13 protein-coding genes and 1 other annotated feature (1 of these 14 running past the window's edge) are annotated in these 14390 nt (G+C 29.3%); of the genes, 3 read left to right on the top strand and 10 right to left on the bottom strand.

The features are described from left to right. The first annotated feature begins 139 nt into the window (after window positions 1-139). On the top strand, window positions 140-610 hold the full coding sequence (gene greA / locus B3Z56_RS02160) for a transcription elongation factor GreA (RefSeq protein ID WP_346847721.1): 471 nt from the start codon (window positions 140-142) through the stop codon (window positions 608-610). A 59-nt stretch (window positions 611-669) separates the two neighbouring features. Here the strand turns inward: greA and B3Z56_RS02155 are convergent, their stop codons facing one another. From B3Z56_RS02155 to B3Z56_RS02115, 9 genes are all read right to left on the bottom strand, one after another. Next, a complete protein-coding gene (locus tag B3Z56_RS02155) occupies window positions 670-2061 on the bottom strand; it encodes an MATE family efflux transporter (protein ID WP_346878145.1) in 1392 nt (463 codons plus the stop codon). A 249-nt stretch (window positions 2062-2310) separates the two neighbouring features. Then, window positions 2311-3159: an ABC transporter ATP-binding protein gene (locus tag B3Z56_RS02150; RefSeq protein ID WP_346878144.1), complete on the bottom strand. Its 849-nt coding sequence runs from the start codon at window positions 3157-3159 to the stop codon at window positions 2311-2313. Window positions 3160-3172: 13 nt separating this feature from the next. Then, entirely contained in the window at window positions 3173-3553 is a 381-nt protein-coding gene (locus tag B3Z56_RS02145) for a GntR family transcriptional regulator (RefSeq protein WP_035132342.1), read from the bottom strand. Between the two features lie 45 nt (window positions 3554-3598). Then, window positions 3599-4267, bottom strand: coding sequence for an ABC-2 transporter permease (locus tag B3Z56_RS02140; protein WP_346878143.1), 669 nt, complete (start codon window positions 4265-4267; stop codon window positions 3599-3601). Between the two features lie 11 nt (window positions 4268-4278). After that, complete coding sequence (locus B3Z56_RS02135; protein WP_346878142.1) at window positions 4279-4947, bottom strand: ABC-2 transporter permease; 669 nt, start codon at window positions 4945-4947, stop codon at window positions 4279-4281. After that, a complete protein-coding gene (locus tag B3Z56_RS02130; RefSeq protein ID WP_346847726.1) occupies window positions 4948-5811 on the bottom strand; it encodes an ABC transporter ATP-binding protein in 864 nt (287 codons plus the stop codon). Window positions 5812-6081: 270 nt separating this feature from the next. Next, window positions 6082-7275 (bottom strand): murein hydrolase activator EnvC family protein, encoded by a 1194-nt coding sequence (locus B3Z56_RS02125; RefSeq protein WP_346847727.1) that lies wholly within the window; start codon window positions 7273-7275, stop codon window positions 6082-6084. 235 nt (window positions 7276-7510) lie between these two features. Next, complete coding sequence (locus tag B3Z56_RS02120) at window positions 7511-8983, bottom strand: flotillin family protein (protein ID WP_346878141.1); 1473 nt, start codon at window positions 8981-8983, stop codon at window positions 7511-7513. A gap of 215 nt (window positions 8984-9198) precedes the next feature. Further along, window positions 9199-10989 (bottom strand): MutS-related protein, encoded by a 1791-nt coding sequence (locus tag B3Z56_RS02115; RefSeq protein WP_346878140.1) that lies wholly within the window; start codon window positions 10987-10989, stop codon window positions 9199-9201. Window positions 10990-11580: 591 nt separating this feature from the next. Here B3Z56_RS02115 and B3Z56_RS02110 point away from each other — a divergent pair. Beyond that, entirely contained in the window at window positions 11581-12132 is a 552-nt protein-coding gene (locus tag B3Z56_RS02110; protein ID WP_346876665.1) for a manganese efflux pump MntP family protein, read from the top strand. Window positions 12133-12232: 100 nt separating this feature from the next. After that, complete coding sequence (gene tpx, locus B3Z56_RS02105) at window positions 12233-12718, top strand: thiol peroxidase (RefSeq protein ID WP_346847731.1); 486 nt, start codon at window positions 12233-12235, stop codon at window positions 12716-12718. A 108-nt stretch (window positions 12719-12826) separates the two neighbouring features. Here the strand turns inward: tpx and aspS are convergent, their stop codons facing one another. Next, window positions 12827-14116, bottom strand: coding sequence for an aspartate--tRNA(Asn) ligase (gene aspS / locus B3Z56_RS02100; protein ID WP_346878139.1), 1290 nt, complete (start codon window positions 14114-14116; stop codon window positions 12827-12829). A 257-nt stretch (window positions 14117-14373) separates the two neighbouring features. Then, window positions 14374-14390 (bottom strand) — a binding site (T-box leader); it runs 207 nt beyond the window's last position.

Below are 14390 nucleotides of genomic sequence, written 5' to 3'. Positions count from 1 at the left end.
TTATATGTTCTATCACTGTAATTTTCAACAGAGCCTTTAACTAAGTCATATTATTTAAAAGAGTATATTGTATTAATATCTTTAGCTGTATAATAGTATTATATAAATATAATTTAGTTTAGAAGGTAGGTTTTAAATTATGTATAACTATCTCACTGAAAAATCAGTTCAAATTCTAAAAGATGAACTCGAACATAGAAAAAATGTAGTTAGATTTCAGATAAATGAAGAATTAAAAGAAGCTAGAGCTCATGGAGACTTAAGCGAAAATTTTGAGTACAAAGCAGCTAAAAAGAATAGAGCTGATAATAATAGACGTATGGGATATCTAGAAAAAATGATTAAAACGGCAAAAATAATAAATGATGACATATCAGAAAATCAGGTTGGTGTTGGAAAAATTGTAACCCTAAGATTTCTAGATGATGATGAGGAAGAAGATTTCACCATGGTAACCACTGTTGAAGCAGATCCTCTTAATAATAAAATTAGCATAGAGTGTCCTTTAGGAAAAGCGTTATACAAAAGAAATTTAGGTGAAAAAGCAGAAGTTACATCTCCAGATGGCTCTTATAGTGTAGTCATAGAAAAGCTCGAAATGATAAAATAATAAAAGTGGCTATGTCAAAATAATCTAAATCTCATTTTGACACAGCCTTCTACTTTATATTAAATCACTTCTACAGATATATTTTTTTCTGATGTATTATCGAGTAATAAATTCTTCTTCTTAGTCATGTAATATAGAATCATCACAATAGTTATTCCTTTAAGAACACTACTCATACTAATGCTCCACCAAACTCCATCTATGCCTAAAAGGTTTGGTGATGATAATATCATAGATGCTGGAACTCTAAGTCCTGTCAGTATAATGCTTACAGCTGCAGGTATATATGTTCGTCCTAAACCATTGAACATTCCTACTGTTGTAATTTCAATACACATAAACAATTGAGAATATCCAAGGATTCTTAAATAATCTGTACCTAACCTTATAGCTTCTTTTTCTTTTATGAATACTGAAAAAATTCCTTTTCCTCCTATTATTAATACTAGAGTGGCTAAAATTCCAACTACTCCTGCTATTAAAATAGTAGCTTTATAGCCTTCCTTAATTCTATCATGTTTTTTAGCTCCATAATTTTGTCCTACAAAAGAACTAAGGGCTGTTGAAAATCCACCTGCAGTCATCCAAGTTATTGCTTCAATTTGAACTCCTACTTTTTGTACTGCTATAGCGACTTCACCAGATCCAGCTATTACCCTTGCTATTAAAATAGAAAAAGTAGTAAATAATCCGCTTTGAACTCCAGAAGGAATTCCAAGTTTACATATAGTTTTTATAGCTCTAAAATCAGGTTTCTTTAATAGAGTAAATTTTAAATATTTTTCTTTACTCTTTAAAATAGATATTAAGAAACAAGTTACAACTATACTTTGTGACCCTATTGTTGCTAAGGCCGCTCCTAAGACTCCCATCTTTGGAATAGGTCCCATACCATAAATTAAAATTGGGTCAAATACTATATTAACTACTAAACCAACAGTGTTAATAATAAAGGGTGTCTTACTGTTACCTGCTCCATTAAATATTGCTGTTAGTACTGGTATTAAATTTGTTATAACCATCCCCATAGCTATTGTAGCTAGATAAGTTTCTGCCATAGATATAACTTTCACATTTTCTAACTGGAAAAATGCTAAAAACTTACTTCTAAATAATAGTATTATTACTCCCATGATTAAAGATAATACTATATTAATTTGTAGGGCACTAACAATATAATTCCTTGTAGCTTTTTCATCTTTACGTCCCAAGCTTTGGGATACTTTTACCTCTGCACCTACCTTAGCTATCATGGTAAGAGCTGCAGCTAAGTTACTAAAAAAACCTGCTGTTCCTACTGCTGCTACTGCTGTACTTCCTATTCTTCCAACCCAAAGCATGTCTGTTAGATTGTATGCCATTTGAATAAATGAAGTTGCCATAATAGGAAGAGCTAATTGAACTAGCTTTCCACTTATAGACCCTTCTGTTAAGTCTATTCTTTTCTCCATAATATCAATCCCCACCACTATAAAATTTTATGCTATTAATATTTCTACAACACCTCAATAAATATTTTACTTCGTACTACGAAGAATGTCTACATAATTTTAACATGAATTTTTCTTGAAATTATTTTATTATTTCAATTTTCCCTAATTATATTTGATATAACAAAAATACCATGGTTTATGTATAACTAATTAATTTATTATACATAAACCATGGTAAATAACATATTTAACTTACATATATTCAATTTACTTTTTTAAAATCATAATATCCTCTATGGTAGCCCTATCTACTACAATATTATCTCCTAAAATTTCTCTTACTTTATCGACTTGTGATGTCAACCCTTCGAAACCAAATCTATTTTTACTTATGCCTTCAAAGTGTTTCTCAACTTCCTTTGTAAGTATATTGCAGTCCCCTTTAATAATTTTGTAGGCTTCCATTATTTCATCCTTTGGTTTTGAGAATACAATACTTCCATCCTTTATAAAAGTAATATAATCTGCTATTCTTTCAAGGTCTGAAGTTATATGAGTAGATATTAATACCCCCATATTTTCATTTTCCATTAAACTTTGAAGTTCTTCTAACACTTCCGATCTAACCACTGGGTCTAATCCCACAGTAGGTTCATCCATTATTATAAACTCTGCTCCATGGCTAAGGGCTATACATAATGAAAATTTCATTCTCATACCCTTAGATAATTCTTTTAGTTTTTTATCCTTATTAAGCTCAAACTTATTTAAATAATAATTAAATTTATCCTTATCCCACTTACTATATAACATAGAAACCATGTTGCCATTTTCTTTTAAAGACATATGGTCGTAGTAGCAAACTTCATCATAAACAAAACCTATTCTATCTTTTATTTCCCTTTCAAATTTAACGTTATCTTTATCAAATATCTTTATATCTCCACTGTCCTTCTTTACTAAATTCATTATAAGTTTTATTAACGTAGTTTTACCTGCCCCATTTTCACCAATTAACCCCATAATAAATCCCTTAGGCAACTGTAAAGAAACATTATTTAACTTAAAGTTTTTGTATTTTTTACATAAATTATCCACATACAATATATTATCCATCATATTCCTCCTACTATAGGTTATATTCTTCAGCAAGTACTCTTAAACTTTCTATGATTTCTTCTACTGATATTCCAGCTTTAGAACCTTCCTCTATTGCCTTAATTAGATAGTCTTCCATATTTCTCATAATAGATTCTTTTAAAAGTTCCTTATCTTGAACATTTACAAAAGATCCCTTCCCTGGAACTGTGTATATAAAGCCTTCCCGTTCTAGCTCATCATAAGCTCTCTTAGTTGTAATTACACTAATTCTCAGATCTTTAGCAAGCCCTCGTATAGATGGCAATGGCTCATTAGGCTCTAACTTATTTGTTAAAATATCGTCCTTTATTTGTTTTTCTATCTGAGAATATATGGGTTCTCCCGAAGAGTTGTTTATTATTATATTCATTGAAATTCCTCCAAGTTTAAATGTATTCTGAAAATTTTTATCTACCTATAAATCTCTCTTTCTATATCCAATTATAGACAATACTATAAAGAAAAAATATATTATAATTCCTATTAGAATAATACCTATAGCTAAATACACTTTAGGAATTGTACTTACTAATAAATACTTGCTAATTCCTTTGAAAATATTAGGGCGTATCTTATCAATAAGCTTCAAAATAATTATAGGCACATTTATAACTGCAATAATAATGATTGCGGAGTATTTTGCAGCAACACTATAATCATATCTATAGTATATAAAATTCGTAACCCCAATTATTAAACAGTAATATATAAAGGATAAAGATTGGATAATATAAATTATACATAAATTTTCTTGATTAAAGTTTCCAACTAATAATACTATTGACATAAGTATAGATGAACATAAAACATAAATTATGAAATAATAAAGAAATTTACTTATCACTACATCAACTCTTCTTACCGGAAAGCTATTAATAATTACATCATAGTTTCTTCTCATTTCATCTGTAGCTGTAAATTTATTTGCTATTAACGGTACTATGAAGGTTCCCAATAAATAAATCAAAAGTGTAGCTTCAAAGTTATACATAGAAGCAAAACATAATGCTATTCCTACAACTAAAAGAGAAATAGTATAAATATATCGACTAGTTATAAAATCCTTTTTTAAAAGAGCTCCCATAAATTCTCCTCCTAAAAATCTTTCTTTTCATAAATAACCACTGATATAGTAGCAATTAAAGCTAAAATACCTAATACCAGTGCACTTAATATAATGTTACTTCCTAAAGTATTACTTTGAAATATCACTAAAAGTCTTTCTATGCTAGATAACCACCCAGGTAATGCTTCTCCTTTAAGATACTCACCTATGGTTAAAGTTCCTGCCATTATAACAAAGAAGATAACAAAGTAAAATATCTTTGCAAACTTTATTCCTAATGAAAAATATACACAATAATAAAGAGCTACAAATGTAAGAATATAACTAACAGTCCCTTTAATTACAGATGGAGGCAATTTTAAATACTCTGCTGGATATATCACATAAATTAGATTATTTAATAGCACTCCTATTACTGTTACTATGATTATCCATATAATAGAAAACAGAAACTTACCTAATACATAATCACTTCTTTTACAAGGACTACTAAGTATACTAATATGAATCTTATCTCTAGATTCCATTTCAGTAAAGGCTATACTAATTACCCCACCCATTAGTAAAAAATAATTAAATAAGCCAGCTCCTTTATTCCCAACTCCAAACAATATAACTACTACTATCATAATTAATCCACTTTTGTTGCTGTATAGATTAAATACTCCCCTTAAATCTCTCATGGCCATTTTCCACATTTATTTTCTTACCCCCTTATTCATAGCTACCATAATTTCCTCTAAAGATGGCTTTTCACTAACAATTTTCTGCCTTATACTTTTTTCAATGTATTTATCTTTAATTATTCCTTCAAAACCATATGGTGTTTCTCTCAATCCATATATAACTTTTTCATCAAGTTTACTTAATAGAGTCTTATCCCCTTTAATTATTTTATATTCCTCCATTAATTCACTAGTAGCTTTAGAGAAAACTATCTTTCCCTTTTGGATGTAAGTTATATAATCTGATATCTTCTCTAAATCAGAAATTATATGACTTGAAATTAAAATACCTATATTTTCGTCTTGTATGACCTCTTGAAATACATCTAAAATATCACGCCTCATAACTGGATCTAGTCCTGAAGCCGGTTCATCTAGTATTAAAAATTCTGCATTATGACTTAATGCTAAAGCAATGGCAAATTTCATTTTCATTCCTTTAGATAATTCTTTTACCTTTTGCTTTTTATTTAAGTTAAATTTCCTTAAATAATTCTCAAATACCTTAGTATTCCAACTTTTATAAAAACCAGAGATTATTTTTTCATTATCTTTAATAGAGATATTTTCATAATAAAAACATTCATCATAAACAAATCCTATACGCTCCTTTATCTCTCTTTCATTGTCAATATTATCTTTACCAAAGATTTGAATTTCACCTTCATCTCTTTTTAGTAAATTCATAATTAGTTTTATAGTAGTTGTTTTACCTGCTCCATTTTCACCTATAAAGCCCATAATATATCCTCTATCTAAACTAAATGAAATATTATCCAACTTAAAATCTTCATATTCTTTAGTCAAATTTTTTATTTCTATTATTTTATTGGACAAAGTAACACCTCCATTAATTCTTATAAATTTTAATTTAAAATTAAGTTTACTATAACTACTGTTTAACGCTGTTAATATTCAGTATGTACAGTACTTATAAAAAAATTAAGCTAAATTGCTTCTTTATACTAACAGTATATATTGTTTATATACACTATGTCAATACTAAATTTAATCCAAAATAAAAACACCTGAGCATTAGTGACTTGCCAATGCTTAGATGTTTTTATCTACATATATGTTAAACTTCTTATATTCTAAAAATTTGCATTAAAAATAATATGGTGCAGGATCTATATTAGTTCCATTTTTAATAACTTCAAAATGTATATGAGGACCTGTTGACCATCCAGTAGAACCAACATTTGATAGCTGTTGTCCTCCTGCTACTGTTTGTCCAACACTTACTGATAAAGATGAGTTATGAGCGTATAATGTACTAATGTCTCCATGACTTACCACAACAACATTACCGTATCCTTCCATCCATCCTGCATAAGTTACAGTTCCAGCCTTAAGAGAATACACCGGAGCACCATATGGAGCACCTATATCTATTCCTTTATGGAATTCTTGCCCTCTACCTACTGGACTAGTTCTATTTCCAAATGGAGATGTAATAGCATATCTAGTTCCTGTTATTGAGTACATTCCATTAGTGGATACTTGACTTGAAGATGACCCACTATTTGAAGGCTTAGTGTTTGATTGAGAAATTGAACCTCCACGAGAAGGTCTACTTGCAGCCTTTTCCATAGCTGTTATACTGGCTAAAATTTCTTCAGATTCTGCTTCATTTTGAGCTAGAAGCTTTTCAGCTGTTCCTAATTCATTTTCTGCCTTTGCCATAAGTTTTGTCTTCTCATCTTTTTTAGCATTTAATTCTTCCAAATTTGCATCCACTATAGCTTTTGCATTTTCTAAGGTTTTCTTTTCTTCAGAGGAATCCTTTATATTTTTATCTAATTCTTCTTGATTTGCCTTAAATTTATTTATTTCTTCATTGTCAAAAGAAATTAAGGTATTAATTATATCTATCTTTTCAAAAAAATCTGAAAAACCTTCGGCACTAAGTAGAATTTCTATGTAGCTTGTACCATTGTTTTTATATAAAACTCTTAGTCTTTTATCCATGACCTTTTTATTGGCTTCTAACTCTTTTTTAAGTTCACTAGATCTTTCTTCTAGCTCTTCTATTTTATTAGTTGACTGTGAAATTTGAGCTTGTAAATTATTTACCTCACTATACAACTTGTCCATATTGTTGTCTAACTCTGAAATTTCACTTAATATATTATCTCTGTTTTCTTCTAACTCAGATACTTTAGCCTTATTACTTTCAATTTGCGTTTCAATTTCTTTAGATTTACTTTTTGCATCTGATAAGTCATCTGCTAATACTGTTGATGACATTAAACTACAGCTTACAACTACCGCTGCTATGAATCTTAATTTTTTATTCATGGTTTTCCCCCCTAATGGCACCTTTTCTCCATACTTTTACCAATATCTATTTTTAATTCTAGCAATGTACACCCCCCTTGTCAACATAACTAGAGGTTTTGGTAGAAATTTCATATTTATATGAAACCTTCTAAACTCTTTATTAGACTCTGTATTTGCTTAAAATGATAAATTGAAAAATAAAAACTCTAAGCCACTAATTTAATAGCCTAGAGTCTTTTTACTGTATAAATATTTATTCTATTACAGAACTCTCTTCTACTTCTGATTCTATAGTTTCAGGTTCTATAATAGTTTTTTCTTCATCATCTTCTAAATCTTCATTTTTCTTATTTAAGGTTATTCCCTTTACTAGCTCTACAAGGTCTATACCAGTTAAGGAATTGATAACTTCTGGAACTTCAGCCATGATATTAGCTATGTTCTTTGACACCTTAGCTGCTCCACCTTGACCCCCATTGTCAATAATAACCATCTTCTCAGTTCTAGATAATGGCTCTGCTATATTCTTTGCTACCTCTGGAAGCTTATCTGTTAACATTTGAATAATAGCTGCTTCTCCATATTCCTTATAAGCTTCAGCCTTCTTCTTCATAGCCTCTGCCTCAGCCTTCATTGCATCTGCATTAGCCTCTCCTACTAATCTTATGGCATCTGCTTCTGCCATACCTTTAATTTTTATTGTTTCAGCCTCTGCTTCAGCTCTCTTAATCATCATAAATCTCTCAGCTTCTGCTGCTTGCTCAGCTCTATATTTATCAGCTTCTGCTACTTTTTTAACTGTAGATTCAAGTTCTTTCTCTTTTTTACGTACTTGTTGCTCTGCTATATCAGTTTGTCTTTGTTCTTCAAATAATTCTGCATCCTTTAAGGTTTCTACAACTTTCTTATGAACTATATTCTTTTCAACTTCATAAGCAAAGTCTGCCTTAGCTTGTGCCTTTTTCTCTTCTTCTTTAAAGGATTGAACTTTTAATTCCTTCTCTTTATTAGCTCTAGCAATTTCAGCTTCTGCAAATATTTGTGCTTCCATTCCAAGCCTCTTTGCTTCTGCGGTTTTTTGCATCTCTTCTCTCTTTGCTTCTGCCTCAGCTATTGCTGCATTTTTCTTAACTTCTGCTATTTGTTTAGCACCAAGTGCTTGAAGATATCCCTTAGTGTCGTCTATGTCTCTAATTGTAAAGGTCTTAATTTCAAGACCCATCCTTTCAAGGTCTGACTTTGCAACATTTTCAACTTCATTTGCAAACATTTCTCTGTCTTTGTATATCTCTTCAATACTCATTTTTGAAACTATTTCTCTTAGTTTACCTTCCAGTACATCCTGTACAGTTCCCTTCATTACTTCAATAGTTTCTCTTTCTTTTCCAGTATTAAATTGCTCCATAGCTAATAATACACTTGCAGGATCTGACTTAACCTTTATTATAGCTACTCCATCAGTATCTATTGGTACTCCATTACTATCTAAGGATTCATGAGTCTTTACTTCAACCTTCATGTTTTCAAGTGATAATCTATTGGTTTGTTCGAAGAATGGAACAACAAATCCTCCCTTACCACTTATAACCCTTCTCTTAAGTCCTGTAACTACAATAGCTTTATCTTGGGCTGCCTTCTTCCAAGTAATACAAATAAGCCAAATAATCGCTAATGCAAGAATTATCCATCCTAAGTTGTCAGTAAAAATTTCTAACAGTTCTCCCATTTACACTTTCCCCCTAATTATTTTAGGCATCTGAAAATAAATAATAAGTCAAAGATGGAAAGTATATTCTGACTTATTTATTTTTTGAAGATGCCTTATATATCTTATGAAAATAATAACACATATATTACTTTCCATGAGAATATTAACTTAAAAGTACTTAATACATACTTAAAATTACACCATTTTCTTTAAAAATAAAGAACCCATGTAAATTAAATTTCAATTCCTACAATTCTCATTAAATATTTAGCATTTGTGGTATTGGATTTACCTACTTTTAGTTCGTAATCAAAATATATTTTATTTTCTTTATAATACTCAGAAAAATGATAATTTTTTATTCCACTATGCTCTGAAAGACTACATAATTCTAAATCATGAGTAGTTAAAGCCCCTATAACTCCAGCTTTACTTAAGTTTTTAATTACAGCTTCAGCTCCAGTAATCCTATCCTTAGAATTAGTTCCTCTAAAAATTTCATCAATAAGAAAAATCATATTTTTATTATTCTTTGCACCTTCAATAATTTCCTTTATTCTAATTAATTCTCCATAAAAAGTTGAAATTCCATTTTTTAAATCATCTGTTATCCTCATAGATGTATATATCTCTAATAAGCTACACTCCATTTTCTTACTAAATACTGGTGCACCTACATAGGCTAAAACTAAATTTATACCTATAGTTCTTAAAAATGTAGTTTTACCTGACATATTTGATCCTGTAATTATAAATATATTTTCCTTCATACTTAAATCATTATTAACTCGTACATCTCTATTTATTAAAGGATGACCAAGGTCTTGTGCCTCTATTTTAACACCCCTAGGATTTATTGTTGGTAATGTTACATTTTCATCTATATGAATTAACACAGCAAGACTCATAAGTTCTTCTATAACCCCAATATTGGAAAGCCAACTTTCTATTTTATCACCATTTTCAGCCTTCCAATCCTCAAGAGAAAATACACATTGATAATCCCAAAGAAATAGTATGTTTAAAGCTAAATATAACAATCCATTATTTCTCATATTTACTCTTTCTGATATATTAGAAAGTCTTTTTATAGCTTTAATTGATGAATCTTTATCTTTAAATAAATTTTCTTTTATATTCTTTAACTTTTTAGATTTAAAATCTTTTTTCTCTATTAACTTTAAAATGTTTAAATACTCTTCTAGGTTTCCTCTAAAATAATTAACTACTTCTAGAACTAAATTTAACTTTAAAGTAGATATTGTCCATATAATTGTTTGCACAATTAAAAGAAAATACATTAACCAATTAAAATTATTCATTTTAAATATAAGTATTATTAAAGTAATGGGTATTGTAACTAAGGGCATTAAATATATAGTCTTTTTAATTAATTTCGATTTTATAAGGACACCTTTATCTTCTACATATTTTATTAATTTTTCAGGACTTTTTAATCTATTCCTACTATTTCTACCTATATACTCCATTTCCTCACAAAAATCCAAGTCATCAAATAACTCTTTTATAGCCTCTTGTCTTAATAGTATTTCATTATAATCAAACCTAGGTTCTAATAAAGAATTAGCTAAAGATTTTCTTCCATGCCAAGTATTAGTTATATTTATTAATTGAAATAAAGATTCACTACCTACAATATCTAAATCAGATGCATATCTGTGCTCCTTATTTACAAACTCTTCTCCCAAATCCTGAAACTTTATCCACTGACCAGAAATTCTTTGAAGGTATCTATTATTTATTTCAATCATATCCTCAGCCAGTTTTAATTTACTTTTTACTTTTCTATGATATATTACTAAAAATATAAAACTTCCATAAAAAACTATAGAAAGAAATAGAACCCTATTTGTCACTTCTACCTTTATTCCTATATAGGTGAAATACAAGGCTAGTATCATTACTAATAATCTTAAATATCCGATTCTATCAAATTCTTTTTTATATTTAGCAATATCATCATTATACTTACTTATTTTGCTTAAAAATTTATCTTCAACCACATTATTACTCCTTTCCTTTTTACACTTTAAAATCATCACTGTACCTATATCAATTTCTTATATATTTAACATAAGTTTAAATATAATATTTAAACAGCAAACCCCCGAAACCCGCATGAACAGAACAAATAGTTAACTATTTATATAGTTATATAGTTTTATAGTTAAATTCTCCATATATAGATAAGCTATTTTATAATATCTTTTTCAGTTTAATTTTATGTTTAAATTATATTGTTGCTCTTCACTGTTACTACATGTTATATTACATGTATATTATATCCAATATTTCTACTTATATCAAACTTATATAAAAGTGTAAATCATATTTACTTATTCATGGTTTTATAATATAATAATAAAATAATGTATCATGGGGGAGTAGTTTGCGTATAATGCTTTTATACGTGACAAGTCAACATAATGATTAATTTTTTAATCTGGCTTGCCTTAAAGAACAAGACTCATGTATAGCTTAATTAAGATGTCTCTAATAAAAGAGATACTTTAAACTTTGCTATACATGGGTCTTTTATTATGTATGAGGAGGATAACTTAAAGTTTAATAAAATAAGATTAAGGAGTTTTTTAATGAGTACTATTGAAATTATAATGATAGGATTATGTCTTAGTATGGATGCTGCCGCAGTATCTATGACTAATGGTATGGTGTACAAGGATGCTACTAAAACAAAAATTATAGCTATGCCTTTATTCTTCGGCTTCTTTCAAGGGGCAATGCCTTTTCTAGGTTATTATGCAGGAGGAATGTTCTCAGAAATTTTAAGTAAATATTCTGGTATTTTAGTTTTAATCATATTAGGATTTATAGGGGCAAATATGTTAAAAGAAGGCATATTCCCAGATAAAGAAGAAGATGAAAATAAAGTTGTACCCCTTAACTACAAGCTTTTATTTTTTCAAGGAATAGCTACTAGTATAGATGCTTTTGCAGTAGGTATTGGCTTTAGCGCTATGAATATTGCTATTCTTCCAGCTATTTGTATCATCGGTATAACCACATTTATTTGTAGTTTTATTGCCATCTTCATAGGAAAGAAATGTGGAGATTTACTTGGTAAAAAAGCTGAAATATTAGGCGGAATTATTTTAATTATTATAGCTGTAAAGGCAGTTTTATAATATTGTTTACTATTTAAATATTGTTATAAAACCTTATAATAAATAGTATATTTGAGCATATTATATCTATGGAATATAAATTTAAAAGGAGATGATATGCTTGGAAATTACATTTCAAGGCAATCCAATTACTTTAAAAGGAATTCAACTAAGAGTAGGAGATAAGGCTCCTGACTTTACTTTAATTAATAATGAACTACAACCTGTTACTTTACAAGATACTAAAGGAAAAAGAATCTTTGTAGTTGTTCCATCTATAGATACAGGTGTATGTGATATGGAAGTTAGAAAATTCAATGAAGAAGCTTCTAAACTTAATAATGTTACTATATACACCATATCAATGGATTTACCTTTTGCTCAAGGTAGATGGTGTGGAGCTGCTGGAATTAAAAATGTAATTACTCTTTCCGATTATAAAACTAGAGAATTTGGTGATAGATATGGAGTATACATCAATGAACTAGGATTACTTACTAGAGCTGTCTTCGTATTAGATGAAGATAACACAATTACCTATGTAGAATATTGCAGTGAAGTCACTGATGAACCTAACTATGAAGCTGCACTTCAAGCTGTGAAGTAATACAATAATTTGTATATGTTTTAATGAAAGTCCAGGATGTATAATAATATCCTGGACTTAGAGCTTATACTTAAATTTTAATTTTTTTCTCTTTGCTCCTAAGGTCACTTAAGGTGTAAGTCTAGTTCTGTCCCTAGGAATTAGTGATGCTTCTCTTACATTTTCTAATCCTAATAACTGAGCCGTTAACCTTTCTAATCCTATGGCAAGACCTCCATGGGTTGGCATACCTTGTTTAAATACACAGGTATAGCTGCTGTAATTCTCTGGGTTAAGACCTTTATATTCTATATTTTTTATTAACTCATTATAATTATGAATTCTTTGTCCTCCAGTAGTTATTTCAACTCCTCTAAATAATAAGTCAAAGCTGTAAGTCTCTAGTTTTCCACAAGGCATGGTGTACATTGGTCTCTTTTTCCTTGGGTAATGGGTTAAAAATATGAAATCTGAGTTTAACCTTTCCTTGGCATATCTATAAATAAGTTTTTCACCCTCTGGGTCAAGGTCTCCATCTAAGTTCTCTTTGCCGTACTCTTTTTCTAGTATGTCCAAGGCATCCTTCAACTTCATTCTAGGTATTTCTCCTCGGATTTCTGGAATTTTAACTTCTAGTATGTCTAAGTATTTATTCCCCTCTTCTTTAACCTTACTTAAAATATACTTTAATAGTCTTTCTTCCATGTCCATAACTTCTCTTTCATCTTCAATAAATCCCATTTCAAAGTCCATACTTATATATTCATTTAAGTGCCTATTGGTATTATGCTGTTCTGCTCTATATACATGAGCTATCTCAAAAACTCTTTCAAAACCTGCACCTACCATCATCTGCTTATAAAACTGAGGGCTTTGAGCTAGATAAGCTTCTCTTTCAAAATATTTAACCTTAAATACCTCTGTTCCTCCTTCTGCTCCCTCAGATACTAATTTGGGTGTGAAAATTTCTGTAAATCCTTCCTTAGTTAGAAATTCTCTAAATCCCTGAACTAGTATATTTTGAATACCAAATACTGAGTTTATCTTTTCATGTCTCAAACTTAATACTCTATTATTTAACATAGTGTCTAAATTAATGTTTAGGTCTTTATTATTAACTTCTATAGGAAGTTCCCCTATTGTAGAATTAATAACTTCAATACTTTCAATTTCAATCTCAAAGTTATTTAATTTATTTTTTCCATCTTTAACTACACCCTCAATAGAAACTACAGATTCTGTTTTTAAATCCATTTTTTCAGCAATAGAATTTTCAGCTACACATTGTACTAGACCTGTTCTATCTCTTAATACTATAAAGGTAATGGACTTTAACTTTCTTATGCGATAAACCCATCCTGATATTTTTACTTTTTCATTCATATGATCAATTAAATTATTTATTAATACTCTTTTCATTGTTATACCTCCTAAATTTAAGCATTTAAAAAGCCCCTTAAGCCAACGGCTCAAGGGGCAAAATATGCGGTACCACCCTTGCTGATATAGTAATTAAACACTAATAAATTCTTAGAGTTTTACACTCTAGAAATTATTATATATTAGGATAGATTAATTTTCTTAAGACATTTGAAGATGCCTTATACCGGTATTCTAAGAAAACTAACATTAATGAAATGAGCTCTATTTCATTAAAATAAAAAAACCTTCACTCCAATAGGAGCGAAAGCAA

It is taken from the genome of Clostridium sp. UBA7791 (genome assembly GCF_002480755.1).
In the GTDB taxonomy this organism is placed as follows: domain Bacteria; phylum Bacillota; class Clostridia; order Clostridiales; family Clostridiaceae; genus Clostridium_J; species Clostridium_J sulfidigenes.
Note: the sequence above shows the minus strand (reverse complement) of the source record. Positions and strands in the feature narration are given on the sequence as shown.

Excerpts from the sequence above, each read along its gene's own strand:
- greA (WP_346847721.1), top strand. The coding sequence starts at position 140 with ATGTATAACTATCTCACTGAAAAATCAGTTCAAATTCTAAAAGATGAA.
- B3Z56_RS02155 (WP_346878145.1), bottom strand. The coding sequence starts at position 2,061 with ATGGAGAAAAGAATAGACTTAACAGAAGGGTCTATAAGTGGAAAGCTA.
- B3Z56_RS02150 (WP_346878144.1), bottom strand. The coding sequence starts at position 3,159 with ATGGATAATATATTGTATGTGGATAATTTATGTAAAAAATACAAAAAC.
- B3Z56_RS02145 (WP_035132342.1), bottom strand. The coding sequence starts at position 3,553 with ATGAATATAATAATAAACAACTCTTCGGGAGAACCCATATATTCTCAG.
- B3Z56_RS02140 (WP_346878143.1), bottom strand. The coding sequence starts at position 4,267 with ATGGGAGCTCTTTTAAAAAAGGATTTTATAACTAGTCGATATATTTAT.
- B3Z56_RS02135 (WP_346878142.1), bottom strand. The coding sequence starts at position 4,947 with ATGTGGAAAATGGCCATGAGAGATTTAAGGGGAGTATTTAATCTATAC.
- B3Z56_RS02125 (WP_346847727.1), bottom strand. The coding sequence starts at position 7,275 with ATGAATAAAAAATTAAGATTCATAGCAGCGGTAGTTGTAAGCTGTAGT.
- B3Z56_RS02120 (WP_346878141.1), bottom strand. The coding sequence starts at position 8,983 with ATGGGAGAACTGTTAGAAATTTTTACTGACAACTTAGGATGGATAATT.
- B3Z56_RS02110 (WP_346876665.1), top strand. The coding sequence starts at position 11,581 with ATGAGTACTATTGAAATTATAATGATAGGATTATGTCTTAGTATGGAT.
- aspS (WP_346878139.1), bottom strand. The coding sequence starts at position 14,116 with ATGAAAAGAGTATTAATAAATAATTTAATTGATCATATGAATGAAAAA.